The following is a 26448-nucleotide window of genomic DNA, read 5'->3' as shown; positions in this document are numbered from 1 at the left end:
AATAACTCCTTATTTCAATTCCACTGCAATTTTTTGTACTTTCCCTTTACGAATGGAAACAGCTAGCTCTCCAACTACCTTGCTATCTTCTACCTTTTTCTTCGTTCCATCTATTAGCTCGAGTTCCATTGATGTCGGTGAAACACCATCTCCCCCGTACGTATTACCCTTGTTCTTGTTTACATATGTTACTTCGGTATGACCAAGAAACGTGAACGTTACTTCACCATTTTCATCAAATAACCAGTTTGGTAATGTTGGAGACAAGTGACAAACTAATTCACCGTTTTGAACAAAAAACGGCTTTTCTCCAACCATCATTACAAACCACATGTTCATGAACTCAATAGTGGATCCACTTAAACGCGAAACGAAGCCACGACCGTGTAGTGCTGGATTCGGATTAGCACTACTTGCGATGAAGGAGGAGTTTTCTAATGGACTCCTTCCATACACCGCTGGGTCTAAAAACGGAATAAGCGCGGTCTTCATATCTTCAAAAAATTCATCTATTAATCCAGCTTTCAACGTTGCTAATAAATACTTATATTCCATGTGTAAAAAAATCGATTCGTTTTCTAACCATCCTGGAGTAAACGACTTCGCTCGTCCAAGCTCTAAAGGCTCCTCCGCTATACTCATTGATGTTTTATACATTTGAAGCTTTTCATCATAAATGTTAGAAGCTTTAACGATATCGTACAGCTCTTTTGCCCTTGCCTGATCGTCTGTTGTTTTTAACTGTTTCACAACACCTTCTAAAAACGGAGTAACAGCAGTTGGTTTCCATTCAATTGAAGAAAGGTCAAACTCTTCTCCGATTTCTACTTTCGGCTCAAAGTAAAAATAAGTTGGAATAAGCGGGTCACGATATGACTCTACTCGTTTGATCCCTTGTTCTACACGTCCCAATAATTTTGTTGCGTAATCTTTTACTTCATCTAGTGAGTAAACAACCTCTTCTCCACTAATTCCATGATATATTGCTTCACGATAGTTTTCTCTTAACGTAGAGATGCTGTTCCAGTAACGTTGCTCACTCTCCTCTGAATGACAATCAACTAACTGCACTTCTTCTATCGCTTGACGTAAAAATGTATCCACCTCTATTGGTAAAGAAATTTTTTCTGTTCCACTCACATTTACATGAAATAACAAATCTAACAACCTTTTTAACTCAAATAGTTCGGAAGTGCTTGCTCCTATCATTCCTGGTAGACCGTTTAAGGAATCATTCCATCCCGGCTTATCACCATCCATCTCAATACCAAGTCCGAACGGAGCCATCGTAGAAACCTTTACTAATCCTAAGATAAATAGTTTAGAGTATAAACTTGTATAATACGTTTCTCCGTCTCCGTACTGACCTTTAATCCATAACACTCCATCATTAGCACGCGCTTTTTCTAGCTTCCGTTTTATCTTTTCTACTGCATCGTACTGCCTTACCTTCCCATTTCGTTCAACATATTTCTCTTTCCTAGTCTTCACTCGTACAGGACTTTCGAAAAACTTATACTCTTTTTGCAAGAAAAACGGTTGTTCCTTATCAGGGTATATAGACAAATAACTGTCTATTAAATCAAGGTTATAAGTCCAGTGATCCATCCAATACCCTTCTCCAAATTCTGCTTGTTGCTCTTCCGATGATGCTAACAATACGTCCGTTAAAAATTGTTCAAACGACGTTGTCAACTCCAGTCCTTCTTCATCTACGAAATGCTTTAGTTCACCTGGTGTAAAACTGTTTTTGAAAAAATGAGAAAGTAATTCTTTACTCGTTTCATCTTGTACATACGATTCGTGTGAAAATGCATCCATTAACTGAAAACGTACACCCTTTACAGACAATGGATTATAACCGTCCAATTGGATTAAATTCATAAATTGCTGAACGTTAAAATTCTCCACTTTAGGTTCAAAAAACACATCACAACGACGATTTTGGTTAATATCTCGATAGTTCCCGTTACCTTGTGAATAGTAGGTAGGACTAATGGAAAAGAAATTATAATCCCTTTCTAGGTCTCCATGCTTCCTAGAGAATAAGTAATATATTTTTTTCTGTTTTCCATTTTCAAATACATGAGGGAAGCCACCACGTAATCCATTATCCAGGAAGCTCTGTTGTGCATAGGCATCAAACAATGGCATTCCTGTCCGAGTCTTTATTTTATTCGTAATCGCATGAGTAATCGTTCTTGCTCGCTCTTTTTTTTCCTCTAGCATCGAGATCGATAGTATATCTTTTACAGAAGACTTTACAATTTCTTCATTTTTCGCATGACCAATTACAGTATAAAATTCAAAAGTTTCACGAGGAGCTAGTTTTACCGCTCCTGCTGAAAAACCGGCTGATACTTTATTCGTTGATTGTTGAGGCTGTTGTAAAAGTTCATGTACAGATTGCTGTAAAAACAAACGAGGTACTCGTAATGACGTATCTGTTCCGAATATAATATCTCTATCAACAATTGGTTTTATCATTTGATCACCATGTTGTTGGCTTCGAGAAAAACTAACATAAAAATTACCTTGATGAATTTCTCTAACCTCCGAAGAATCTTCAATGCTTCCTCTTAATCGATAAAAAGGAATTTTCTCATCTACATATACGACATCAAACCAACTTTTTATCGTATTACCTAACTCTTTATAAGCCCCATTCGGAACGCCACATGGGAATAGTGCAGGTAGTCCATCGAGTATCTCAATCTCTCTCTTTTTATCAGTAAGGTTCGTTACTGTTACGTGACGAACTAGTCCTGCAAAAGCTTCCTCTGGTAAAATAAAATATTCAACATTCAGCTTTAACCCTATGTCGGCGTGTACATATTCTAATTCGAGGACATTTTCAGAAATTGTCATCTTTTCATGAATAGAAGAACCGATGGATGATTGTGCAGAAAACGGCTCCAGAAATGTTACCTTTCCGTCTTCCTCTATCACCTTCAAAAATGTTCGGAAGCCTTGCTGTGGAACGTGCTGATATGATTTATCTGCCGGCATAAACTCCATCATCGCATGATTTTTATCACCGATTCCAAAACTAGCAATCCCTTGCCCTCTGTTCACATAAAAAACCCACATTGGAATTCCATTAACACCAGCAATCCCAGGTAAAAAACTAGAAAAAGGTGCTAACTCCTGATAATTTTCCATTTCAAACGTACTTTTACTAGTCAACTCGTACATCTTATCACCCTCTTTTTAAAATAAAAGCTGTGTTAGACTCAATTTATTACTTTATGAAAAAGTTACGAAACCGCTTTCGTAAACAATGAAAAAATAAAAGTATCGTAGACCAATATATTTATATTGGTCTACAAGAATCTCTCTGAACAAGTGAGACCGGAATCTTCACGGACATAAACTGCTTCTTTTTATTATTCATTTGATCAATCAACATATTTGCTGCTGTTTTCCCAATCAACTTCGTATCTTGCCGAATGGTTGTTAGGGCGGGAGTAATATAACGAGCCATTTGTATATCATCAAAACCTATAATAGAAATATCTTCTGGAACGTTTAAACCATTCTCCTTAATCGCATCGATCGCTGCAATTGCCATCAAGTCCCCAGCTACATAAACAGCTGTCGGTCGATCCTTCTGTTTTATAAGCTTTTCCATCGCTTTTTTTCCACCATCATACGTAAAGTAACCGCCATCTACTACATATCCTTTAGGAACGGAAAGTCCGTGCTTTTCCATCGCCTGCGTAAATCCCTTCAGACGTTGAACACCAACGTACAATTCCTCGCTACCAGCAATATGTGCTATTTTTCTATGTCCTAATGAATACAAATAGCCGACTGCTAGTTCACTGCCATGGAGGTTATCGCTAAATACTACACTTACTCCCCTAGTATCTAAATCAATAACGACTGATGGAATATCCGATTCCATTAGTTTTTCTATATCTGGAGTATTCAACGTGGAACAAACGACAACTACCCCATCTACTCCTCGGTACATAAAATGATCTAAATATGGCTTTGACTCTTTTCCAATTTTACTGGAAGCGAAAAGAAGGTCATATCCTTCTTTCTCAGCGTTTTTCTTAAAGCTTTCAATCACTGCGTTAAAGAAAGGATGCTCCATGCCAATTCCGGAGTCCTCGACGAATACGACTCCAATCGTCCATGATTTTTTTGTTGATAATGTTCTGGCACTAGAACTTGGGAAGTATCCTAATTCTTCTACTGCTTGATTTATTATTTTTTTCGTTTTTTCTCCTACATCTGAACGATTATTTAACACTTTAGAAACAGTGCTGATCGAGTAGCCTGTCTTTTTCGCAATATCATATATCGTGGCCATTTTTTCTCCCCCTCTCTTCTACATAACGTAGTTGATAAGCTATACTGCATTATATTTTTTAAAAACGGAATAGTTGATACTCATAAGTACATATGCAAAAACACTAATACCGATTAAGATAAATAGTTTAGGAAAATTAATTGCGACTAAGAAATAAGCAACTAACCAAACTAACTGCATCATCGTATTAATTGGGCTAGCAAATACTAATCCAACTGCTACTTTCAAATACTGCAATGTTTTAAACTCAAAATGAGCCATCACAGAAAACAAATTGACAAACGTCATTATTACAATGGCAGAAACTCCAAAAATCAATAAATAAATGAAGAAATGTATAGATTCATCGTAAAAATATGAAACAAACGTGAAGTTTACATAAATAATATAAAATAATAGTAAGAAAATTGCACCATTAATATTAGAACGGAAAAACTCTTGTTTATAAAACTTAAAATAGTTTTTAAATAAAAATATGTCTTTTTCGCCTTTAATCCATTCTCTCACCACTCGAAATAGCGCTACGGTTGAAGGCATAAAACCAAAAACACCTAGTCCTAATAGAAAGAAACATACCCATAATATATTGAGTGCGATAAACTTATAAATGAACTCGGCAATTTGAACGATTAATTTCCCCAACTTTGCTTCACCTCGAAATGATAAGGTCAGCTAAAAAACTATATACTCGCTTTATAGCCAACCCTATTATATGGTAAATAGATTATTAACTCTTCTAATTTAAATGTTTCTGTTAACTATTGTATCCTTTGCCCATTACTTAACCGCACCTTCAGATAAGCTTTGGATAAACAAACGGTTGAATAGTAAGAATACAATTAATAACGGCACTGTCGCCCAGAATGTTCCAGACATAATCATACCATAATCCAATAATCGCGCATCATTTAATGAACGTAACGCAACCTGTAACGTATGCATCGATGGATCTCTTAACACTACTAGCGGCCATAAGAAGTCGTTCCATACAGCCATGAACACGATAATTCCTAACGTCGCGAATGCTGGCAATATCATTGGCACTACAATATTCCAATAAATACGGAAGTTAGAACAGCCATCGATTTTTGCCGCTTCGATAATTTCATACGGTACACCATCTTTAATATATTGTCTCATCCAAAAGATACCGAAAGCGTTAATTAGACCTGGAATAATGATCGCTTTAAAATCATTCAACCAACCTAACGTCGTAATGATATAATACTGTGGAATTAAACCTAATTGTGGTGGTACCATCATTGTAACTAAAATCATCCCGAACAATATGCTTTTCCCTTTAAAATCAAGCTTCGCGAACGCGTACCCGGCCAGTGAGCTTAAAAATAGCGTCCCTAACGTTACGGTCGTTGCTACGAAGAAGGAGTTCCACATCGCTCCAAAGAAATCAATACTGTTTAATACTTTCTGAAAGTTTTCTACCAAATGTTTTCCCGGAGTAAATGGAGGCGGCACTTGGTTAATCTCTCTATTTAAACGTGTAGCCATTACGAACATATAGTAAAACGGAAAGAGGGAAACTAAGGAACCAACGATTAAGCTTACATATACTAGTAATTTTTTAGGTGAGAATTTCCCTTCTCCTACTTCTCTTTTTCCTGCCATTTTTATCCCCCCTAGCTAACTTTTTTCGAACGTCCAAGTTGATTTGTAATTAGTAAGTTAATAGCTGTTAACGTAATAATGATCAAGAATAAAACAATTGCCGCTGCAGAAGCTGTTCCGAAGGAGTTATACACAAACGCGTCTCTCCAAAGGTAAGCAACCATTGTAATACCTTCTTCACGTAAGCCTCTTCCTAAGAAAATCAATGGTTCCGTGAATAGCTGTAAACTTCCGATTGTCGCTGTAAACACGACAAACATTGTAATTGGCTTCAACATTGGTAATGTGATCAGGCGAATTTGCTGACCAACTGTTGCACCGTCAATTTTTGCTGCTTCATATAATTCTCTCGGAATACTTTGCATACCAGCTAAGAAGATGATTGTGTTATATCCTACCCATCTCCAAAATACCATGGTCGCAATGGCAATTTTAACTGGCCAATAATCCGCGTTCCAACGAATTGGCTCAATGTCAAAGAAACTTAAAAAATAGTTAGCGAATCCGAAAGGTTGATTATTAAAAATAAGTCCAAATATTATAGCTACAGATACAATCGATGTAATATACGGTAAGAAAACTAACGTGCGGAACGTATTACGAAAGCGTAATAATACCGAGTTTAGTGCAAAGGCAATTAATAATGCTGCTACGATTTGTGGAACGGTTCCCATAATTCCAATAAGGAACGTGTTCTTTATAGAAGAGAAAAACACAGGATCATTAAAAATAAATGAAAAGTTTTTAAACCCATTAAACTCCATCGCATTTAAGCCATCCCAGCGAAAGAAAGATAAATAGAAACTAAATATCATCGGGAACAACCCAAAGATAGCAAATAAGATGAAGAATGGAGAGATAAATAAATATGCTGATAAAGCAGTACGCTTTTTCTCAGTTAAACCTTTAGACTTTTTTGTCGTAGCCACCTTTAATCCCCCTAACGGAAATAAGATTTAAAATATTGAAAACCTCTTGTTGGTTTTCGAGAATGCCCTATATCTGTTCACAACACCTCAAGGGTTAAAAGTGATAGGAGTCACTCTCGAAACAAGTTGTTAAATCCGAACCAACAAGATTATTTTTTAATAGGGTATGACAACAAGTTGCCACACCCTATGAACTATATTATCTGTCTAAAATACGTTGAATTCTATCAAGTGCTGCTTTCCACTCTTCATCACGATCGCTACCAGCAGAAACGTTATCAAGTGCTTGTTTCATTTCATCATCTACTGGGTAATATAATCTACCTTTGTAAACTGGCTCTACTTGTTGTGCAGCTTCAGAGAATACTTGTGCAGTTGCAATTCCGCCGAAGTATGCATCTTCATATTCCATAAACTCAGGCATATCATATACAGCCGGTGCAGATGGGAATAAACCGTATCCTAAGAATGCTTTTAATTGTTGTTCTGGAGCTGTTAACCAAGCAATAAATTTATAAGCTTCTTCTGCATGATCAGATTCAGCTGGAACTGCTAGATAAGATCCACCCCAGTTACCTGCTCCTTCTGGCATTGTTGTAATAGACCAAACACCTTCTTCAGGGGAGTTGTCTTTAATTACACCTTGCATCCATGCTGGAGCTAACATTGTTGCATACGTACCTTCACCCATACCTCCGAACCATTCTGGAGTCCATAATGGAATATCTCCAACTAGGCCTTGGTCAAATAAATCTGCTACATAGTTAAACGCGTCTTTAATTTGGTTGTGCTCATCCATAATTAACTCATCATCCGTATTGAAATACTGTTGAGTAGCTTGGTCACGCCTCGCGTTGAAAACAAGCTCTCCAGCGTCCGTCATCATTTTACCAGTTTTTCCCTTAATTTCTTTTGCTACGTTTTCGAAATCTTCCCAAGTAGTGATCAATTCTGATACAGCTTCTGGTGAAGAGTCAAAGCCTGCTTCTTCAAAAACATCTGTACGATAAAACATTACTGTTGGACCGATATCCGTTGGTAGTCCGAATAAGAAATCTCCAGCTGCATTTTCTCCATTTTGCCATACCCAATCAAGATAGTTCCCTGAGATGTCAGCTGCACCAAAGTCGAAAAGGTTTGCAAATGCGTGTTCCGCGTTACGATATCTCTCAATTTGTGCTTCTTCAATCATCGTAATATCTGGTGCACCTGAACCTGCAGAAATAGATGTAAATAGATTGTCATGTAAGTCGTTCATATCACTATTTTGAAGGTTGATTGAAACATGCGGATTATCTGCTACATATTCTTCAATTAATTTATCGTATCCAGTGTTACCGAACTCCCAAAATACTAGTTCCACATCACCGTTACCGATTTTTTCAGTAGACGTATCATCACCTGCGTTTGTACCACCATCATTATTATTACAAGCAGCTAATAAAGACACAGCTAAAACTGATGATGCTGCAAGTTTCCAAAACTTTTTCATATTGTTTTCCCCCCTGGAAAATTATTATAAAAAAACTATTATGACAAGAAATCTAATTACTGCTCTATTTCTTCACCTCCTTAAAAGACTAGGCTCTGTTATAGATAAGACTTAAAATTGTGTGAAAGATACTTCCTGTTGTAGTCTCACCTATATGGTAAGCGCTTACTATTAGTTGAAAAGCTTTATCGCATCTAAAGCGCTTTAGTAAAACTTATTATAATTCGAAGCGCCACAATTTTTCGTATGATGATTAGGCGCTCCGAGTTAACACACTAAAAACAGAATTTATACTTCAAAGAAGTTATTTGCTATCGTTTGTTTATACCAATAGAAGCTATCTTTTTTCGTACGTTCGAGTGTACGATAGTTTACGTGAACAATCCCGAAACGCATAGAATATCCTTCTGCCCATTCAAAGTTATCTAATAGAGACCAAGTTAAGTAACCTTTAATATTTACCCCATTCTCCATTGCACGATGTAAAGATACTAAATGCTGTCTCAAATACTCTGTACGTCTTTCGTCTTTCACTTGTCCATTTTCAGGCTCGTCGTTATAACAAGATCCATTCTCCGTGATATAAATTGGTACATCCCCATAAGTTTTACTAATATGTGTTAACACTTTATAAAAGCCTTCAGGGTAAATGTTCCAGCCGATATCCGTCTTTTGGTAGCCTGTGTCCACTCTTTCATGGTCGAACAAACCTTCATTTTCTTTATATCTTCCAACACTACCTGTGTAGTAATTAATGCCGATGAAATCAATTGGTTGGCTAATAGTCTCCATATCCCCATCTTGGATATTTAATGTAGCGCCCTTCGTGGCAAACCAATCAACCATAAATTGCGGATAGGACCCTTTAAATACTGGATCAAAGAACCAATCGATGAAGAATGCATTCGCTCTGTTACATGCATCAATATCTTCTTGTTTATCACTATATGGTTCATTCCACTCCACATTTGGAGCGTATCCAATCTTTCCTTCCATTCCTAATTCTCTAAAACGAATGACCGTTTTCCCATGCGCTACATGTAAATGGTGTGCTACATTCACCGCCAACTGAAGATCTTTGTTTCCAGGAGCATGAGCACCGATGAAGTTTGATAGAAACGATACACACCAAGGTTCGTTAAATGTAATCCAATACTTGATTTTCCCCTCAAACTCTTTGAACATTAAGTCCGCATACTCTACAAACGCATCAATTGTTTCGCGGTTATCCCAACCACCATTATCTTGTATCACCTGTGGTAGGTCCCAATGATATAGTGTACACATTGGCTCTATTCCCTTTTCTAGTAATCTATCTACTAGATTGTGGTAGTAATTCAATCCTTCTTGATTTACCTCCCCTGTGCCATTAGGGAAAATTCTTGGCCAAGCAACAGAGAAACGATAATAATCGACACCAAGGTCATCCATTATTTCTATGTCTTCGCCGTATTTATAATAGCTGCCACAAGCGACATCTCCATTATCACCATTTACCACTTTACCAGGTGTTTTAGAGAATGTATCCCAAATAGAAGGTCCTCTTCCACCTTCCTTAACAGCACCTTCAATTTGGTAAGAAGCAGTCGCAACTCCCCACTTCATATCTTTTGGAAATTGTATAATTGCCATGATGTAACCCCTTTCATAAGTAGATAAAAAAATATACTAAACCGCTTTCGTAATTTGGAAAAATTAAAAGGTTTACTAAACCGCTTTCGTAACTATCAAAAAAATATATTACTAGTTTACACAAGCATTCGTATTACCTTTTTATTATTATATACTCAGTTTCATTTTAAAATTGTATTACTTCAGTTTCAATATTACTGAAACCGCTTTCGTAAATTCATTATAAGTCCATTTTAATGTAAACGCAACTATTTTTTTAAAAATTATGAACTACATAAAAAAAGCCCTTCCTTAGAGAAAGGACTCCATTCATTTACAGCATCTTCGAGTAATTATTACAAAGGACGTGGTTTCTCTGTCCCATTAATTAATAGTTCATCCACATAAAAACCGTCAAAATTTTTCAAGATGGACGAAGGGACAGGTCCCTCGTCAACACAAAAATTGGAAATGTTCGAATTTAGGAGAGTTAGCAACCTTCTTTAAGTACAGTTTCCCTAGTCCCCCTCACTTTACGATTGGAATGAAGTAATCATAACTTTCCGCTGCGATATTTCGGTATCTTTCCAATTTATTATCCGCTGGTTCGAAGCCATAGCGAATGACAACTTGAATATAAGAAAAACATAGGAAAGCATCATCTGCTCGACAATTTTCTAACACTGCAAATAAAGAAGGTGGAATTCGTTCAAGTCGAATATTCTCACTGTCCACTGTAGAAAAGTTGGTGTCTACTTCAAAGCCAATTTCTCCGATTATTTTATTCGAAGTAATCGCTTCTGTTCTTACATAAACAAACTCTGAAACTACTTGTCCAGAAAACCGTTCTTTCGCTATACTAAAATATTGTTTGAATGGATGTGGTATTCGTTCTGCCTCGAACTTTTGCCAAACAAGATTTTTCCCTTTTTCCCACTTTGATAGTAGTAACGTGTGGGTGTTTTCTGCTTTTATCCCACCTACATATTTACGAGCCGCGATAATAGCTTCCATCCTTCTATCTAAGTCATTTTTCCACTGTTCGAGCATTGTCTTTTTTTCTAACTCATTTGCATCACAATATCGCTTTATGTCTTTTATCGCTATATCAGCTTGCCTTAACGAGTCTATCAGTTTAGCAAGATGAACTTGGTCCGGTGTGTACGCTCGATATCCATTTTCTAGTCTAGTAGACGGTTCTAACAACCCTTTTTTATCATAATATCGAAGCTTACTAGGAGGTAATCCTGTTCGAAGTGAAAATTCCTGTATAGTGAAATGCATATATACCTCCCCAGCCATTTTTAATTTGCAGTATAAGACCAAACATTAATACGATTATGATCCGGATCGTAAATATGGAAACCGCCCCAACCGTTTATTGGATCACCTGCAATTTCTGAAGGTTTAACACCATTCTTAATTAATTTATTATATTCCTTAAAGAAAACTTCTGGTCGAATATCGTAATACGTTCTTGCCTTATTGTCATTCGGTTTTTCTACTACTTCGTTTGTTTTTAGTAGCCAAATATTGTCCCAAAAACATTGATCCAATACGTTTCTGTCATATGCATCTTCTGTTCGTAGATGTGCATACCCCTTTTCCTCATCTACCTCCACAATGTCAAACCCTAGATGCTTTTTATACCACTCCGCTGATAGTTCCGGATTTGTTACATAAATAATAGTATTAACTGTTCCAAACCCTACAATGCCAGATGGTGGGTATTCTGTTTTATCTTCTCCTCTAGACTCCTCAGCAATGGTTAGTTTCGTATTTTCATAGGCAAAAATATCACAAAACCTTTGCCCATTCGGTAACGCTTTAATTTCGGTAAATTTCACATTTTTATCCTCTAAATACCGTAAAGTCTCGTCCAGATTGTACGTAGCAAATCCAAGCTTAACGTTTCCTTCCGCCTTCGCAGGATAAAAGTGGTCATACTCTCCTTCAAACGACTTAATAGTAACAACCCCAGATCGTGGTAATTTCATAAATGCTTTTCTTCCAACCCAGGAAGTTACTTTATCTAAACACTTCCACCCTAGCATCTCTTCATACCATTGAACTGCCTTGTCAAAGTTTTCAGGCTCCACCATTATAAATCCTCCATCCCAACGGTACATACAAACACCCCTTTAAAAATTATTTACAACTTAAGGATAAAGGTTAAACCTAGTTTAATGTCAATAATATATTTTCACTTTTTAGAAAAAAATAAAAAAAGCGCTTGAAATCATACAAGCGCTAACTACATATAAACTTATAATTCTAATCCTCTTCCATTTCTCTCACTAATTTTTCCGCAGCATTTTTATACAGCGTACTAATATGTGAAAGGGAAGCAATTAGCAAAGTGTTATGGATAAGCTTTGAGTCCTTCGTATCTTCCCCAATAACTTGTGATACTTCTTTCACTCGTTCTGAAACGTCTTCCTTAAAACGGTCGACGTTTTGGTCAACTATTCCTAAATAAGCAGAATAAAATTGTTCAAGATCAAACGCTTCTTCTACCGTTTTTTCATTTATTCCCTTTAATGTAGCCTTAATATCATTGATCGATAAAGTCCCTTTTAACTGATAGATTAAGCTCATAAGAATGATATGTTCTTTCGTATATTTTTTATTTTGTACAGAGAAAAAAAGTTTAGCTTTTGCGTAGTTATTGATCATCGTTTTTGTTAATGTTTTTTCTTTTCCATTTGAAAAAGAATGATCGAACAGTTGGATAACTTGATCCATATAAAGATCAATTGTCGGGATGTCTTCTAGTTTAATTTTATTGTCGAGCTTTAGTTCTTCCAAAAACGCTTGTATATTTTCCATTTGTTTTAACCTCTGCCATAAAAGTAGTTGTCACCATTTTATCATAAAAAAACAAAAGGTTAATAGTTGACGACGTGATATAGTATATATTATATTTACAAGTAGTTATTAAAACTACATACCATTATACAGAGGTGATAAAACTTGAATATCTATGTTAGAGAACCAATTAATACGTATACTCACTTAGTAGGTGCTGTTCTGTCGTTCATAGGATTACTTGCAATGGTCATTAAAGTAGCTAGTAATAACGGGTCGCCACTTCAACTTTTTACGGTCATTTTGTTCGGATTAAGTTTAATTTTTTTATATTCTGCTTCTACTATCTATCATCTTGTTCAAAGTAATGCGAAAGTCATTGCCAGTTTAAGGCGGATTGATCATTCGATGATTTTCATCCTAATTGCTGGAACGTACACACCCTTTTGTTTAATAAGTTTAAGTGGGACAACTGGATGGATCATGTTTACAATTATTGTTGGCCTAGCTATATGTGGTGTGTTATTTAAATTAGTTTGGTTTAACTGTCCAAGGTGGTTATCTACTAGCATTTATATAGCAATGGGATGGATTATTATAACGGTAGCAAGTCCTTTAGCTTCAGCCCTTGGTACAAAAGGAATGATTTTGTTAGTAACTGGCGGTCTTATTTATACAGTTGGAGGCATTATTTATGCGGTAAAACCAAGTTTCCTTTCCTTTAAAAATTGGGGCTTCCATGAAATTTTCCACCTATATATTTTGCTAGGCAGTTTCGCTCACTTTTTATGTGTTTATTTTTATGTTATTTAGTGACTTGACTTATAAAACAAGAATAGGATATAAAGGAAGAGTAAGGAAAAAACCTTTTCTAAAAAGGAGTAGAAGTTTATGTTATCGGTGGTTCTTGACTAATCCATAATTGGATAACTGGAAGAAGCAAAAATATAGCAAAGGCTATGTTTATTTCACTATGGCTTCTTTTGGAACGTTAAGAACACGCATCATACCTATCAAAAATAGACCATGGTGATGTATGTTTGCCTATGGTTTTTTTATATTTTAAAAACCTTGGCAAACTATTACATGCCCAAGGTTTATCTTTTGCCGTCATGAGCGCTTTGTTCATGGCGGCTTATTTATTTTCATAAGCCCTTGAACAATTCCTCATGAAAATTATTTATTATTAAAGGAGGATTTACCATTGAACCATCAAACAATGGAAGCACTAGGTTATTATCAAATACTAAATGAAATATCACAATTCGCACGAACGAACAGAGGAAAAGAAACGATTTCATTATTAAGGCCATCTCAAAATAAGAAGAAAATAGAGCACTCTTTACAAGAAATTAAAGAAGCGATGAACATCCTTTCTATTAGTGGTAGCGTCCCTATTCATTCATTAGACGATATCGGTCATTACGTGACCCAAGCTAAAAAAGGTATCGCCTTAAAAGTGGATCAACTCACGAGAATTGTTTCGTTTCTAGACCATTGTCAAAAGCTGAAGCAATTTATGAAAGATAAGGAATATGCAGGTCCTAATGTGAGTATATATGCCGCATCTATCGGAAATTTATCAACAATAGAAAATGAAATAAGTCGCTGTCTACGGAATGGGCAGGTCGACGATTATGCTTCGAGCGATCTTATTTATTTACGTAGACAACTAGCAAACCATTACGAAAAGTTAAAAGAAAAGGCGCAATCATTAGTAAAGAGTGGTAGAATTTCACCTTACTTGCAAGATACAACAGTCTCCGAACGAAACGGTCGCTACGTCCTAGCAGTAAAAAAAGAATATCGGAAGAAGATAGAAGGAACTGTGCTTGATACGTCCGCTTCAGGAGCTACCCTTTTCATGGAACCAATACAATTAAGTGCCATTCAGGAAGAAATAGAATTAGTAAAGCTTGCAGAAGAATCAGAAGTAGAGCGTATCCTATACGAACTTACACAACTTTTCATTGAACACGAGCAAGAGATCATCATTGCCGTTGAAACAATGCATCATTATGACGTGCTTTTCGCAAAAGCGAAGTACAGTCAGACGATAAGAGCAGAAATTCCTATCATCAATGAAGAGTTCCTCATACATTTAAAAGAAGCGCGCCATCCCATGCTTGGAAGCAATGCTGTCCCTCTTACGATTCCGTTTGGTGATAAAGAACGAGCTCTTGTCATTACCGGACCGAACACCGGCGGTAAAACGGTTACGTTAAAAACAGTAGGGCTCTTAACGCTAATGGCGCAGGCTGGCCTTCCGATTCCTGCAAAAAAGGAGAGCGAGATTGCCATTTTCCAACATATCTTTGTCGATATTGGCGATGGTCAAAGTATAGAACAAAACTTAAGTACGTTTAGCTCGCGCTTAGTGAACATTATTGATATTTTGCAAACAACGAACGATGCGTCTCTCGTCTTAATTGATGAACTCGGCTCCGGCACAGATCCACGGGAAGGAATGGCACTCGCAATCGTTATTTTAGAACAGCTATATGATAAAGGGGCAACTTTATTTGCCACTACGCACTATAGTGAAATGAAGAAGTTCGCTGATGAAAAAGAAGGCTTTTTAAACGGTTCGATGGAGTTTGATTTGAATACATTACAGCCTACTTATCGATTATTACTCGGCAAAAGTGGTCAGAGTCAAGCGTTTGACATTGCAGCCAAATTAGGAATGCATCCAACACTAATCGAACGTGCGCATGAAAAGGCATATCAACAATTTAAAGATTTTCATCAAAATGTAGACGATGAGAAACTGCAAACGCCGAACTATCAGAAGCAAATCATTGTAAATAAATATGCTCGAACGAATTTGAAGAAAAAACCTCAGGAGCAAGCATTACATTCCAAGGTTACGTTATATAATCAAGGCGATAACGTCATCCTACTTGCAACTAGTGAAACAGGGATCGTTTACAAAGGACCAAATGATCATGGCGATTACATCGTTCAAGTAAAAGGAGAAAAAAGAACGATTAATTACAAACGAATCGAATTAAAAATCGCAGCAAAAGAGCTTTATCCACCCGACTATGATTTTGACATCATTTTCAAAAGTAAAGAATACCGAAAAACGAAAAAAGACATGAACCGGAAATATGTAGAAGGCATCTCGTTAGAAGAGGAGAATTAGTTCTATAAACTCAAGAGAGGTTGGGACACAACTTTTTTTATAAAAGTTAAAAACGAACAAAAAATAGTAGAGTGCAAATAACCCGCTCCGGAAATTCTGCAATTGTTCGTTTTTTATCATGACCATTTTAGTTTTGTCCCAGCCTCCTCTTTGTAGAGCATGACTTTATTTTCTTTTAAAAATTTCGGTATTTTCAATTCGAATAGACTGCACTTCTCCACACTGTAAACAAAAAGTAAAAATTTTATTTGCACCACTGACAGATAATTTGCTTGGTTTTAACGGCATATAATCTGTCGCTTCTACAAATTCAGCATTACCACACTTAAGACATTTTTCGTTTTCCATAGAAAAACCCTCCCTTTTCATATCCCTGTCTAATAAATACGATTATTTTTTAAATATGTTTCATCAAGCATGAGCCATCTGTGTGGATAAATCCGATTCTTATTTAATTTTTTCAATAAAACGCATGTGGATAACCGCCATCAACTACATTTTTGGGGATAAAGCTGTGGGAAAACTAGCTTCTTATTGGATAAGTTTGAAAGGGATTACATATGGTTAATCTAGCGTTGTGGATAAAGTACTTTTTCTAGTAAAAAAAGCCCAGTATTAAGTACTTAAGTAGTTCAGTTTTGGAGTACAAAACTATAAATTGTAGTCCAAAATGGACTACTTTTTAATTTAAAATTGCACCACTATTTTCTTATAAAATGAGTATGTAATTGTATTATCATCTGTAAATTAAAAGATAATTGGGAAATTTGTGGTATTATATAGATATGAAATTTTTTCTTATTCCATTAAAGGGCAAAATGTAGAGAAGGTCTTTTAGCTGTATTAATAAAAAAAAGGAGAAGAGTAGAATGTATTTACTTTTGTTCACCATAATTTATTGTGTTGTAACACAGCTTATGAATATGGCTTATGGACCTGCTATGGGAATTTATTTAATAAGTTTAGGATTAGTCAAAGGATTTTTTAGTGAGGAATTAAAAGATGTATTTAATTTCAAAAAAACTAAATACTTGTACAAGGAAAATGGATTTAAAAAATCTTTAATTGATTTATTGTCTTTAATGTTAATTTTTGCTAATTCATATTCAATCGATTATGAGCCCTTCTCTCTTTTTGAATTTGTTTATATTTTTTTTATTATTGCAATTGTATACCGCTTTATATTTTGGGGAACTACGCGAACTATTTGTAAAATAATCTAACTTTATGGTGTGAAAGCCCATGTTCAAGTAAATGGTGTAATCGTCGTTTAATGTCATTTATCTTCTTCAAATAATTGGAGCGATTGTAGAAGAAGAACAATACAGCGAGTGACAGCTTGGATATAAGCCAAGTTCTTTTTTTATTGCCTATAAATCAATTTGGTAATAGTTAAAACACCGTATTTGTACTTTAATCTGCAATCGAATTTGCAAGCCTACAATATTTATTTCATCCTTGCAAATTAGTCTACATTTTTAGTCGCATTTCAAAGTGCATTTCCGTAGTAAACGTTGGTATCACAATAAAAAAAGAACATCAAATCATAGTGCAATTTGATGCTCATTTTATAATACATTTTTAGTTTTTGTACACCAAAACTGAACTACTTGTTAAGTACTGAGCATGTTATTTAATGGACTAATCAAATCGCTCTGAATCTACACCTTCCAACATATCCTCTAATTCTGTTAAAAAGTTTAGCTGTACTGGTGCAGGAATTTTGTCCATCCACTTTTTTATTTCTGGTAACTCTTCCAGTTCTTCTATCGTCGTCGGTTTTGAATCTAGAGTCATCCACCACTTTTTTAATTCCTCAATAAACTCATAAAAATAGCGCTCAAATCTTTCCGCCCATTCTGCCCCTTCATCACCAGAAGTCTTTTGCATCATGCCCCAAGCTTCCATCGTTGTTTCGAAGTGTTCATCAATCTTTTTCATAGCAACCTCCCCTTTATATTTGATTATATCTCATAGAATACACTTGATTAAAACAAAAAAATGCACTGTCCAATCACAGCGCATTTTTTCTCTACTTAGTTAATAGGAATAGGTTCGCTCAATACAGTACCGTCATTAGCATTGTACGCTACTAAGAAATAATGCCCTTCTCCTAATGAAACATATTCTGTATAGGATATTTCTCCACTCTCATTCGACCGATAAGATGTTCCACCTTCATGAACAATTCCATTAGCAGATTCAATTCTAAAGTTAACTTCTTCCGTGCTACTTTGAGATAAATCGAAGTAAATAGTAGTCGATATCGGTGTTGCTACAACCTTTTCAATGGTAACAATCTCTCCATTTTTTAATGTCATTTCTTTATCCATTTCATAAATTTTCTGTTCTGCAAGTAATTTCTGTTGAGATACTACTGTTTGAAATGTCCACGGTTCTTCTACAGCAGTAGTTGTATCCCATGTATCGTAACTAAGTTCGATTGTAACGTTTTCTGTTGCAATCGGTTGAGTAAACTTAATATCATTATAAATCGCAAACATTTCATTATTTATTTCGATGGATTGAGAACCAGTAGTAAATGTGTAGTCTTCCCCATTTATTTTTACCTTAGGCGTAATTACCGTTTGATAATCAAACTCTACATGTTCAGCTGGCTCAAACGTTGCACTTAAAAATAATTTTTGATCATCCATCATTACTTCATTTAACGTTAATTTACCTAAATCATTCTCTGTTGTTTCCCCAATAGCTGTTTTGTATGGAGAATAGTCTGGTGTATTTATTTCATTTATATATTCCTCAATTGGTTTACCTACAAATGGCATACTCGCAATCGTTCCTTTATCAAGTGTCAACGAGATGCTGAGTATTGTAGCAGCTACAAGCGCCATACTAACACCTAGCCATTTCCTCTTAGTTTTTCGTGGCGTAAGTTTTTGATTTACCCGCTTTAACAACCTTTTTTCTTCATGCTCTGATAGCGCCGTCTCTTCAAACTCACTCACATCTAGCTTTATATCGTTTAATTCTTTGAAAATAGACATTTGGGTTACACCTCACCTTTTAATAGTATTGTTTTTAACTTTTTCCTACCTCTCGATAACTTGTTATGTACCCACGATTCTTTTTTATAAAATTGTGTTGCAATTTCTCTAGAGGGTACACCATCTACATAATATTTCTTAAAAATTGCTCGCTCGTCTCACTTAATTCATTTAACAAATGGGAAATGTCGTACTGTATTTGCTCTTCAGATGGTTGTCGATATACCATTTCATTAAATTCAACATTACTCCTATACTTCATAGACCTTTCACCTTTTCTTACATAATCAAGTGCTCGGTACTTCGCAATCGCTGCGATCCATTGCTTAAATTCATTTTTAGACGCATCGTACGACTCAATATGATACCAAATAGATACGATTACATCCGATAAGCATTCTTCGATATCCTGTTGATTACCATGCAAATATTTACGGACAATCGCTTTAAGTAGACCACCGTACGAACTTATAAGAAAGGTTAACGCTTCTTCATTCTTTAACTTAATTTGTTGTACAACATTTTCAGCTGTTATTTTCAAACGTATCGCTCCTTCTTGCTATAACTCGGTACCTGCCTATTAATACGTATTTAATATTAAAATCCTATCAAATAAAAAAATAAACCGATAGAAAAATTTCTATCGGCTAACTTTTATTTTGGCAAATAATCTAATAACGCGGTTGCAATGGAGAAGTAAATGAGCAACCCCATAATATCATTTATCGTTGTAATAAAAGGACCTGATGCAACTGCAGGATCTATTTTAAGTTTATTTATGATTAATGGTACTGTTGCACCAACAATAGTTGAAAAACAAAGAGTAAAGAATAGTGAGACACCTACAATACCTGCTAATAATAATCCTCCCTCTGGATAAATGAACGGAACTAATATTAACAAAGTAATTGCGCAGATTAGTCCGAGCATAATTCCTGTCCCAAACTCACGTTTCAACATTTTTCCTATCGAAGTACGGTCGTTACCTAATGCAAGATTACGGACTACAACAGCAAGCGCTTGTGTTCCTGTATTCCCAGCGGAGTCCATAATTAAAGGAATAAAAACGGCTAACAGTATATATTCTTCCAACGTTTCTTCAAATCCACCAATTACTCCTGCCGTTATTAAGCCTAAAAACATTAACATAATAATCCACGGTGAACGTTTCTTTGCAGCAGAGAAAGCAGATACTTTTGTATCAAGGGAACCTCGTACTGCAGAGATTTCTCCAAAGTCTTCTTCCGTTTCTTCTTCTAGAACATCGATAATGTCATCAACAGTAACAATCCCAACTAGTTTTTCGGATTCTGTCACTGGCAATGCGAGGAAATCATACTTTTTAAAAATACGAGCAACTTCTTCCTGATCCGTATTTGTTTCTACATGTTTTACTCTCGAGAGCATCACTTCTTCAATTTGCTCATCTAATGGTGCAATAATCAAGTCCCTAAGAGAAACTACCCCAACTAGCTTTTGATTGCTATCTACAACATACAAGTAATAGATTGTTTCTGCATCTGGAGCTTCCTCTCGCAACTGTTCCAACACATGCTTAACTGTCTCTGTGGAGGAAATTGACACAAACTCTGTTGTCATAATGGCTCCAGCGGTTTGTTCTTCAAACTTTAACAATTGAATGACATCTTGGGCATCTTCTTTATCCATTTTGTTAAGATACAATTCTTTCGTTTTTTCCGGTAATGCTCCTAAGAAATCCGCCACATCGTCGTCATGCATATAATTTAGAACATCAATAGCATAGTTTTGTTGTAACTCACCAATATACATAGTCTGAGTTTCTAGGGAGAGCCCCTGAAATATTTCTGCAAATTCTTTTGGATTTACATATTTATAAAAAATACTACGTTGTTTCTTCGTTAATGTATTCAATACATCAATTTGATCAGTTGGATGCAACTCAAAAAACAGTTCCCTAAAAAGAGGCATATCCTGCTTTGTAATAGCATCAACTAACTGACTTGTATACTCTTCAAATGTTTGTTTATCTAACTTCACCATAACGAATCCCCCTAAATCGGAATCCATCATTACCAAACATAACAGGAGTGGAAATGGATATCCGTCATTACTTTGTTTTTATTATTTTGTAAAAAAATCATTTCTAACCAATACAAACTACAACTATCGGAATCCATTTCCTCACCTCCCAAATTGAGATAGGGGGAGGCGACTAACCTCCATTTATCCCTCTCACACCACCGTACGTACGGTTCCGTATACGGCGGTTCCAGTTATGTCGAACGTTGTAAATCATATCTCGCAGTAATACTTTTCAATCCAAGGGAAAGCCAATATGCTTTCCCTAGTGTTTTGTGTAGTATAGGACTTTTGGATATTCTCCAATAAGCCTTCCTCGTATTGCCCCATTCGTGTGCTTTCCATTTCGGTATACCCAGTTCGATGAGTCTCTTGACCTTTGTACGCGGGAGTTTCCATTCCTTCCAGCGAATCATTCTTAATCTTCGGTTAAGCCATCCTTCAAGTTTAACGATTACAGAACGAGTGTCAGCTAAATGGTAGTAGTTAACCCATCCAACGAGATATTCGTTAAGTTTAAAAAGTCTATCTTCCATAGCTATTGATCTACGTCTGCTTGTAAGTTTCCTTATTTTATCTTTAAACCGTTTTATTGATTGAGGTGATATTCTCACCTTCGGTTTTCGGTTATTTGTAAAGCTGAATCCGAGGAATTTTCTTTTCCAAGGTCGGTCTACAGCACTTTTCTCTCTGTTAACCTTTAACTTAAGTTTCCCTTCGATAAATTGAGTCATAGCTTTCATAACCCTTTCACCGGCTCTTTTAGATTTCACGTAGATATTACAATCATCGGCGTATCGGACAAAACGGTGCCCTCTGCGTTCCAACTCTTTATCTAGCTCATCCAAAACAATATTTGAAAGTAATGGGCTTAGTGGTCCGCCTTGCGGTGTGCCTTCAAGGTTTGGACTGACAAGTCCGCCTTCCATAACGCCTGAGGTTAGAAAGCGTCTAATTATTCTTTGTAAAGTTCTGTCTTTAATCCTCGTAGCTAACTTACTCATTAATCTATCATGATTGACCTTGTCAAAGAACTTCTCGAGGTCGATGTCCACTACCCATCTATATCCTTCTTCTATGTAGCTTTGAGCCAGCTTGACTGCTTGATGCGTTCGCCTGTTTGGGCGAAAACCAAAGCTACATTCAGAGAATCCAGGGTCGTATATTTTGGTAAGCACTTGGGTAATTGCCTGTTGAATGAAACGGTCTGTCACGGTTGGGATTCCTAGTTTCCTCTTCCCTTTGCCATCTGATTTCGGGATTTCGACTCGACGGACAGGGGAAGGGATATAGGTTCCCTCGGAAAGGGATTTGCGTAGATCATTCCAATTGAGCATAATATGTCCGCGAAGAGCAGTAACTGGCATTTCATCCACTCCATGCTTTCCCTTGTTCCTTTCTACTCTCTTAATTGCGTTAAGTAGGTTTTCCCGTGACAGGATTTGTTCCATTAACATTGATATAACCTCCATCGTAAATAGGTTTTCTGATTGTGTTCTTTCCAATCTCCACCCTATTCATCGTCCCCCATGGATTCACCATTTCCTCCGATAAACAGGTACCTTGTTTTCTGTTTCATTGAATGGAAGATACGCCTAGTTCCTATTTTCCATAACCAGTTCAGCCCTTCCTTATCCTCTTAAGCGAATAAGTACTATGGCTTCTGCTGACGCCTGTCGTTCAACCTATCCTCACAGATAAGCTTACCGTATGAGTACGGCGTATCGACAGGTTCTCCCCGGGTAAGAGTGTAGACTTTCCTTCCATGTCTCCGCCTCATTTACTCTGTGACACCTTCGGCAGTATGGACTTTGTCTTGTATTGCAGACTCATCCAGTATCACCTAGCCTTATATGAGATTCGTGTTCCTCGGAGCAGAAGTTTGCCGCCGACTTCCTTCAGATATGAAGGTCACCCCGCATATCCTTGTCTTGAGCTACGGCTACTACTGCCTTCGCCGTTCGGGACTTGCACCCTAGAGCCTACACCCATGCCGGGCACACAATAAAAAACACCCTCATCTACGGATGAAGGTGTTTTAAGCATAGACAAATAGACATGTTTAATCATATAGATTACACACATAGTATCTACAAAATTCCTCCATTCGTAGAGCTTTAGCACTGTGCGGCATAGGACTTTATCCAGCTACATTAAAAACCACCTTATGTCGATGGTTCCTGTTGACCCATTGGCGTCTTTGGACGTTTTTGGGCAGCAGCGTATCTCCAGCACAGGAGCCTCACCTAACGAGGATATATTATATTGTTACTTACTTCCTGTAAAAATCTACAGGAGTTTTACACATTTGTCAACAACCAACAAATAGATTTATGACATTGCAGCATTTATTCGATTTCTCAATTTTTCTTTCCAAACTTCTGCCATTTCCTCAACCTCTAGCATTCTTTTCATGCCTTCTACATCGCTAGGTCTATGAAAGTACAACTCATTCCCAAACAGAACGGACAATTGTTTAGGGTGCGATTCCAACAACGTGATAGACGAATCTTTTCGCACTTTCCCTTCTTGTAAAACTCGGCATAAGTATCCCGTATATCCCGTTTCGACCATTCGTTTTAGTAGGGGATCATTGTTGTTTCGTTTCGAAATGGTGCTACATGGAATTCTCCCTTGCGTTATTTGAATGACTGCTTCTCCAAGTTGAAAAACATCCCCAACATGAACATCCTTTTCGAGCATGTTCGTTACTGTTACGTTTTCACCAAAGGCGGAAGGTGGCAACTTTTGTCCAAATTCCTTTTCCCATAGTGAATAGTGCTCGTAAGGATATACACAAACAGCTCGATCTGGACCACCATGAAACTTTGTGTTAGCGACTCCGTCTCCAATGAATCCATCCTTCGTCAGCAGAGCATCCTCTACCGTTTCTTTACATATACCCGTTTCAATTTCTTTATTGTCCCCGTACTCCATTTTCTTCGGTTTTCCTATTGAAAAATATATAAGCTCTTTCATTTACTTAAGTACCTACCTTCTATGGTCTTCATAATATCAGTCTATATAGAGTATTCAACAAAAGTGGCTTATATCCTTTTTAGAGCTTCACTTGTAGTTTCTGTTTTAAAAATCGAAAAGGCAGGACTTTATTGTCCTACCTTCATTAATGCATTCCGTTCCATTCACCTTGGTTTTTCGATGCTTTTTCTTTTTTTGCTTTTTCTTTATGGGCACGATTTGCAGCTGCACTTCCAAATTCATGAGAAAATTCGGAATCTGTTTGGCTAGAGTCAAATCCTTGTTTGTTTTTTTGTTGTGGATCTGTTTTGCCATTTCGTTTTGCCATCTATTATCACTCCTTCTCCTATATTATGAGGTGGATAAAGAGAATTATTCTTTGTTATTATACGTTTTTAAGTTAGTCCGCTTCACTGCGCTACAAGGTGTTCGCTTTCCGCGGGGAGATGTCTAGCTCCGGCGGCTAGGTCCGGCTCAAACTTCACTTTTCCTCCGTACGATAAGTCATCATCGACTTAACTAAGTTCGCCGTGATTCCTTTATCTCCTGCGGAAAAGCTCCAGTTTGATTGGACCTGAGCGAGCCGCCTCCGCTTTTCGTGGAGCTGAGCCTCCTCGGGCTTAGCCCTGTGGGGTCTCAGCCTTCCCTCTTTTCCCGCAGGACAAGGAAGGCTTCGGCAGCGTTACATCGCACGAAGGAAAATGCGCTAGCATTTTTCGAGGAGTCTCACACCTTCCGCTACGTTCCACTCTCGGTTCTAAATCTTGGAAGGCAAAGCATTACTCTCGTTATAAAACGCACATACAATCTTTTTATGTGTTAAGACTACAACGTATGTACTACTTTGAAGGGTGGGTATACTATGCTTTCATTTCGGGGCGATGCACATAAAATTTATTTGCAACTGAAGAGGGCATCACAGAAAAACAAACCGTTTTCTACCATTAAAGATCTAAATGAAACGGAAGAAATTATTAACTTTTATCAACAGCTGAAGAGCACTACTTTAAAAACGATTAAATATCGAATGATAAAAGAAAAAAACGGGTCAGGCATTATCCCTATTTTTGTAACAGCCGTCCCATGGTTTTTCTTTCTATTCTCCAAGCAATTACAACAATTTCTTTTTAAAAATGGTAGTACGCTTTGGATTTACTTTGTACTATTTTACTTTATAACATTGACTACAAGTGTTATTTTACATTTTCGCGAAAAAGCGTGGGCTGCGTTTCATATTCAAATTATCGAAGACATTATAAAAGAAAGAGAAAACGTTAACTGCAATTGATTATAAAGCTACAGAGAATTATAATTTGGAGAGGACTATAAATAGGTAAAATAGGAAGTGTTACGATGAATCAAGAAGATATTTGGACTGGAAGTTATTATGACTTATCAATAGAGTTCCCACTAGAAACAAAGCCCCATCAGTTAAAGGATTCCCTATCGTCTGCAACGCAATTAAAGGAGTTTTCCCTTTCCATATTGGACGAACCTCTTTCTCCTGGAGAATTAGTTTATTTACAGGGTTCCTTAGGGGAATTTCCTTGTATGCTCTCGGTTATGGTAGTAGAAGGAGAAGCTACTTGGCTTGATTTTTCTATTCCGGTTCAATTATTTGAAAAAAGGTACGACGTGATTTACCCGCTAACAGTAGATAAAAATCGGTGGCTCATGGAAATTAATGAGTTATATATTGCTTTAGCACAAACAATTTATAACTCCCTCCCATTTCAATTAGCAATGATCGGTGAAGAAGTCGCAGGAATGACGACTTCCACGACAATTGATATAGCAACATCCAAAACAATGTCGACTATTCTACCGCCAAGTTTACAAGATAAACTTCAACTTGAAACGACAGGGGAAACACTTTCAAATAATTTAAGGTTTTACCTTCCAATAGAAGGGGAATAAAAGTTAATGATGAAAGGTTTCTTATGGAAAGCCCTTTTATATAGGAACAAAGGTACTATGTATAAGGGCTTAGCCTTTATTTTAACTAAAGTTCTAACCGGTCTAACAACCAATCTTGCAATTCATCCTTTTCATCATGACCCACTTTAATTGTCCCAAGCACAACACCTTTTCCGATTATTTGCAGCTCTGGTACAGCAACTTCTTTCGTAATATTAACGCTATACACAATTGTTTCGATATGACGAATTGGAATTCGATTTATATTAATAATCCCATCACTTAGTAAATATCCGTCATCCGTTAGTTCGATTTTATTTTTGTTCCAAGCATATTCTTTCTCTGTTACGATCTTCTTTTTTGTATTTTTCGAAGAACTGAAAAGACCCACCTTTTATTCACCCCATTATGTAAAAATTTCATCGTCCATTATTATATACGTAAAATTTTGTAAAAAGTTTCACATGTTAGTTAAAAAGTAGATAAAACTTTAGTAAGAAAGCTTTTTAAAAAGTTAGATCATAAAATAATTCTACAATACCTAGTGC

23 protein-coding genes, 1 pseudogene and 1 riboswitch are annotated in these 26448 nt (G+C 36.6%); of the genes and pseudogenes, 5 read left to right on the top strand and 19 right to left on the bottom strand.

From position 1 onward, the window contains the following. Positions 1–9: 9 nt before the first annotated feature. From O1A01_RS02200 to O1A01_RS02155, 10 genes are all read right to left on the bottom strand, one after another. Complete coding sequence (locus O1A01_RS02200; RefSeq protein ID WP_270065453.1) at positions 10–3195, bottom strand: hypothetical protein; 3186 nt, start codon at positions 3193–3195, stop codon at positions 10–12. Between the two features lie 118 nt (positions 3196–3313). Then, entirely contained in the window at positions 3314–4321 is a 1008-nt protein-coding gene (locus O1A01_RS02195) for a LacI family DNA-binding transcriptional regulator (RefSeq protein ID WP_066420705.1), read from the bottom strand. Positions 4322–4360: 39 nt separating this feature from the next. Continuing rightward, positions 4361–4963: a YesL family protein gene (locus O1A01_RS02190; RefSeq protein WP_066420372.1), complete on the bottom strand. Its 603-nt coding sequence runs from the start codon at positions 4961–4963 to the stop codon at positions 4361–4363. Positions 4964–5098: 135 nt separating this feature from the next. Next, positions 5099–5947, bottom strand: a complete 849-nt coding sequence (locus O1A01_RS02185) for a carbohydrate ABC transporter permease (RefSeq protein WP_270065452.1) — start codon at positions 5945–5947, stop codon at positions 5099–5101. A gap of 11 nt (positions 5948–5958) precedes the next feature. Continuing rightward, positions 5959–6876: a carbohydrate ABC transporter permease gene (locus tag O1A01_RS02180; protein ID WP_270065451.1), complete on the bottom strand. Its 918-nt coding sequence runs from the start codon at positions 6874–6876 to the stop codon at positions 5959–5961. A gap of 199 nt (positions 6877–7075) precedes the next feature. After that, the gene (locus O1A01_RS02175) at positions 7076–8368 is read right to left on the bottom strand and encodes an ABC transporter substrate-binding protein (RefSeq protein WP_270065450.1); all 1293 of its coding nucleotides are present in this window, start codon (positions 8366–8368) and stop codon (positions 7076–7078) included. A 288-nt stretch (positions 8369–8656) separates the two neighbouring features. Continuing rightward, a complete protein-coding gene (locus O1A01_RS02170; RefSeq protein ID WP_066420357.1) occupies positions 8657–10000 on the bottom strand; it encodes a GH1 family beta-glucosidase in 1344 nt (447 codons plus the stop codon). A 507-nt stretch (positions 10001–10507) separates the two neighbouring features. Continuing rightward, positions 10508–11263 carry a MerR family transcriptional regulator gene (locus O1A01_RS02165; protein ID WP_066420356.1) on the bottom strand — a complete coding sequence of 252 codons (756 nt, stop codon included), beginning with the start codon at positions 11261–11263 and terminating at the stop codon, positions 10508–10510. Between the two features lie 20 nt (positions 11264–11283). Beyond that, positions 11284–12108: a VOC family protein gene (locus tag O1A01_RS02160; RefSeq protein WP_066420354.1), complete on the bottom strand. Its 825-nt coding sequence runs from the start codon at positions 12106–12108 to the stop codon at positions 11284–11286. A 145-nt stretch (positions 12109–12253) separates the two neighbouring features. Then, positions 12254–12808 (bottom strand): DUF1836 domain-containing protein, encoded by a 555-nt coding sequence (locus O1A01_RS02155; RefSeq protein WP_066420352.1) that lies wholly within the window; start codon positions 12806–12808, stop codon positions 12254–12256. 144 nt (positions 12809–12952) lie between these two features. Between O1A01_RS02155 and trhA the strand changes: the two genes are divergently transcribed. After that, positions 12953–13600: a PAQR family membrane homeostasis protein TrhA gene (gene trhA, locus O1A01_RS02150; protein ID WP_066420350.1), complete on the top strand. Its 648-nt coding sequence runs from the start codon at positions 12953–12955 to the stop codon at positions 13598–13600. Between the two features lie 391 nt (positions 13601–13991). After that, positions 13992–15935 (top strand): endonuclease MutS2, encoded by a 1944-nt coding sequence (locus tag O1A01_RS02145; RefSeq protein WP_066420349.1) that lies wholly within the window; start codon positions 13992–13994, stop codon positions 15933–15935. A gap of 165 nt (positions 15936–16100) precedes the next feature. On the opposite strand, the gene O1A01_RS02140 is transcribed toward O1A01_RS02145, so the two are convergent. After that, positions 16101–16283 carry a hypothetical protein gene (locus tag O1A01_RS02140; protein WP_066420348.1) on the bottom strand — a complete coding sequence of 61 codons (183 nt, stop codon included), beginning with the start codon at positions 16281–16283 and terminating at the stop codon, positions 16101–16103. Between the two features lie 521 nt (positions 16284–16804). Here O1A01_RS02140 and O1A01_RS02135 point away from each other — a divergent pair. Continuing rightward, entirely contained in the window at positions 16805–17158 is a 354-nt protein-coding gene (locus O1A01_RS02135; protein WP_066420347.1) for a hypothetical protein, read from the top strand. Between the two features lie 418 nt (positions 17159–17576). Here the strand turns inward: O1A01_RS02135 and O1A01_RS02130 are convergent, their stop codons facing one another. The 7 genes and pseudogenes from O1A01_RS02130 to O1A01_RS02095 form a co-directional block, all read right to left on the bottom strand. After that, entirely contained in the window at positions 17577–17876 is a 300-nt protein-coding gene (locus tag O1A01_RS02130) for a hypothetical protein (RefSeq protein WP_066420346.1), read from the bottom strand. A gap of 95 nt (positions 17877–17971) precedes the next feature. Continuing rightward, positions 17972–18943, bottom strand: a complete 972-nt coding sequence (locus tag O1A01_RS02125) for a DUF4179 domain-containing protein (protein WP_270065449.1) — start codon at positions 18941–18943, stop codon at positions 17972–17974. A gap of 5 nt (positions 18944–18948) precedes the next feature. Next, positions 18949–19484: pseudogene (locus tag O1A01_RS02115) on the bottom strand (sigma-70 family RNA polymerase sigma factor). Between the two features lie 113 nt (positions 19485–19597). Then, on the bottom strand, positions 19598–20965 hold the full coding sequence (gene mgtE / locus O1A01_RS02110; protein ID WP_066420342.1) for a magnesium transporter: 1368 nt from the start codon (positions 20963–20965) through the stop codon (positions 19598–19600). Positions 20966–21198: 233 nt separating this feature from the next. Next, positions 21199–22461, bottom strand: coding sequence for a group II intron reverse transcriptase/maturase (gene ltrA, locus O1A01_RS02105; RefSeq protein WP_270065448.1), 1263 nt, complete (start codon positions 22459–22461; stop codon positions 21199–21201). 637 nt (positions 22462–23098) lie between these two features. Continuing rightward, positions 23099–23265, bottom strand: a riboswitch (M-box (ykoK) riboswitch). Between the two features lie 70 nt (positions 23266–23335). After that, the gene (locus O1A01_RS02100) at positions 23336–23983 is read right to left on the bottom strand and encodes an MOSC domain-containing protein (RefSeq protein ID WP_066420340.1); all 648 of its coding nucleotides are present in this window, start codon (positions 23981–23983) and stop codon (positions 23336–23338) included. 145 nt (positions 23984–24128) lie between these two features. Further along, a complete protein-coding gene (locus O1A01_RS02095; RefSeq protein ID WP_066420339.1) occupies positions 24129–24311 on the bottom strand; it encodes a hypothetical protein in 183 nt (60 codons plus the stop codon). Positions 24312–24845: 534 nt separating this feature from the next. Between O1A01_RS02095 and O1A01_RS02090 the strand changes: the two genes are divergently transcribed. Together O1A01_RS02090 and O1A01_RS02085 are read left to right on the top strand one after the other, a co-directional pair. Next, positions 24846–25271 (top strand): hypothetical protein, encoded by a 426-nt coding sequence (locus O1A01_RS02090; protein WP_066416194.1) that lies wholly within the window; start codon positions 24846–24848, stop codon positions 25269–25271. 65 nt (positions 25272–25336) lie between these two features. Then, entirely contained in the window at positions 25337–25900 is a 564-nt protein-coding gene (locus O1A01_RS02085; RefSeq protein ID WP_066416180.1) for a hypothetical protein, read from the top strand. An 85-nt stretch (positions 25901–25985) separates the two neighbouring features. On the opposite strand, the gene O1A01_RS02080 is transcribed toward O1A01_RS02085, so the two are convergent. Continuing rightward, positions 25986–26291, bottom strand: a complete 306-nt coding sequence (locus O1A01_RS02080) for a hypothetical protein (protein ID WP_066416171.1) — start codon at positions 26289–26291, stop codon at positions 25986–25988. Positions 26292–26448: the final 157 nt, after the last annotated feature.

This window comes from Sutcliffiella sp. NC1, from assembly GCF_027594365.1.
GTDB lineage: Bacteria > Bacillota > Bacilli > Bacillales > Bacillaceae_I > Sutcliffiella > Sutcliffiella cohnii.
Note: the sequence above shows the minus strand (reverse complement) of the source record. Positions and strands in the feature narration are given on the sequence as shown.

Bases quoted from the DNA above. Each gene is read 5' to 3' on its own strand.
- O1A01_RS02095 (WP_066420339.1), bottom strand. From the start codon at position 24,311: ATGGCAAAACGAAATGGCAAAACAGATCCACAACAAAAAAACAAACAA.
- O1A01_RS02170 (WP_066420357.1), bottom strand. From the start codon at position 10,000: ATGGCAATTATACAATTTCCAAAAGATATGAAGTGGGGAGTTGCGACT.
- O1A01_RS02175 (WP_270065450.1), bottom strand. From the start codon at position 8,368: ATGAAAAAGTTTTGGAAACTTGCAGCATCATCAGTTTTAGCTGTGTCT.
- O1A01_RS02135 (WP_066420347.1), top strand. From the start codon at position 16,805: ATGTATTTACTTTTGTTCACCATAATTTATTGTGTTGTAACACAGCTT.
- O1A01_RS02125 (WP_270065449.1), bottom strand. From the start codon at position 18,943: ATGTCTATTTTCAAAGAATTAAACGATATAAAGCTAGATGTGAGTGAG.
- O1A01_RS02100 (WP_066420340.1), bottom strand. From the start codon at position 23,983: ATGAAAGAGCTTATATATTTTTCAATAGGAAAACCGAAGAAAATGGAG.
- O1A01_RS02200 (WP_270065453.1), bottom strand. From the start codon at position 3,195: ATGTACGAGTTGACTAGTAAAAGTACGTTTGAAATGGAAAATTATCAG.
- O1A01_RS02160 (WP_066420354.1), bottom strand. From the start codon at position 12,108: ATGTACCGTTGGGATGGAGGATTTATAATGGTGGAGCCTGAAAACTTT.
- O1A01_RS02155 (WP_066420352.1), bottom strand. From the start codon at position 12,808: ATGGAAAATATACAAGCGTTTTTGGAAGAACTAAAGCTCGACAATAAA.
- O1A01_RS02165 (WP_066420356.1), bottom strand. From the start codon at position 11,263: ATGCATTTCACTATACAGGAATTTTCACTTCGAACAGGATTACCTCCT.
- O1A01_RS02085 (WP_066416180.1), top strand. From the start codon at position 25,337: ATGAATCAAGAAGATATTTGGACTGGAAGTTATTATGACTTATCAATA.
- O1A01_RS02195 (WP_066420705.1), bottom strand. From the start codon at position 4,321: ATGGCCACGATATATGATATTGCGAAAAAGACAGGCTACTCGATCAGC.
- mgtE (WP_066420342.1), bottom strand. From the start codon at position 20,965: ATGGTGAAGTTAGATAAACAAACATTTGAAGAGTATACAAGTCAGTTA.
- O1A01_RS02185 (WP_270065452.1), bottom strand. From the start codon at position 5,947: ATGGCAGGAAAAAGAGAAGTAGGAGAAGGGAAATTCTCACCTAAAAAA.
- O1A01_RS02140 (WP_066420348.1), bottom strand. From the start codon at position 16,283: ATGGAAAACGAAAAATGTCTTAAGTGTGGTAATGCTGAATTTGTAGAA.
- ltrA (WP_270065448.1), bottom strand. From the start codon at position 22,461: ATGTTAATGGAACAAATCCTGTCACGGGAAAACCTACTTAACGCAATT.
- O1A01_RS02130 (WP_066420346.1), bottom strand. From the start codon at position 17,876: ATGAAAAAGATTGATGAACACTTCGAAACAACGATGGAAGCTTGGGGC.
- O1A01_RS02090 (WP_066416194.1), top strand. From the start codon at position 24,846: ATGCTTTCATTTCGGGGCGATGCACATAAAATTTATTTGCAACTGAAG.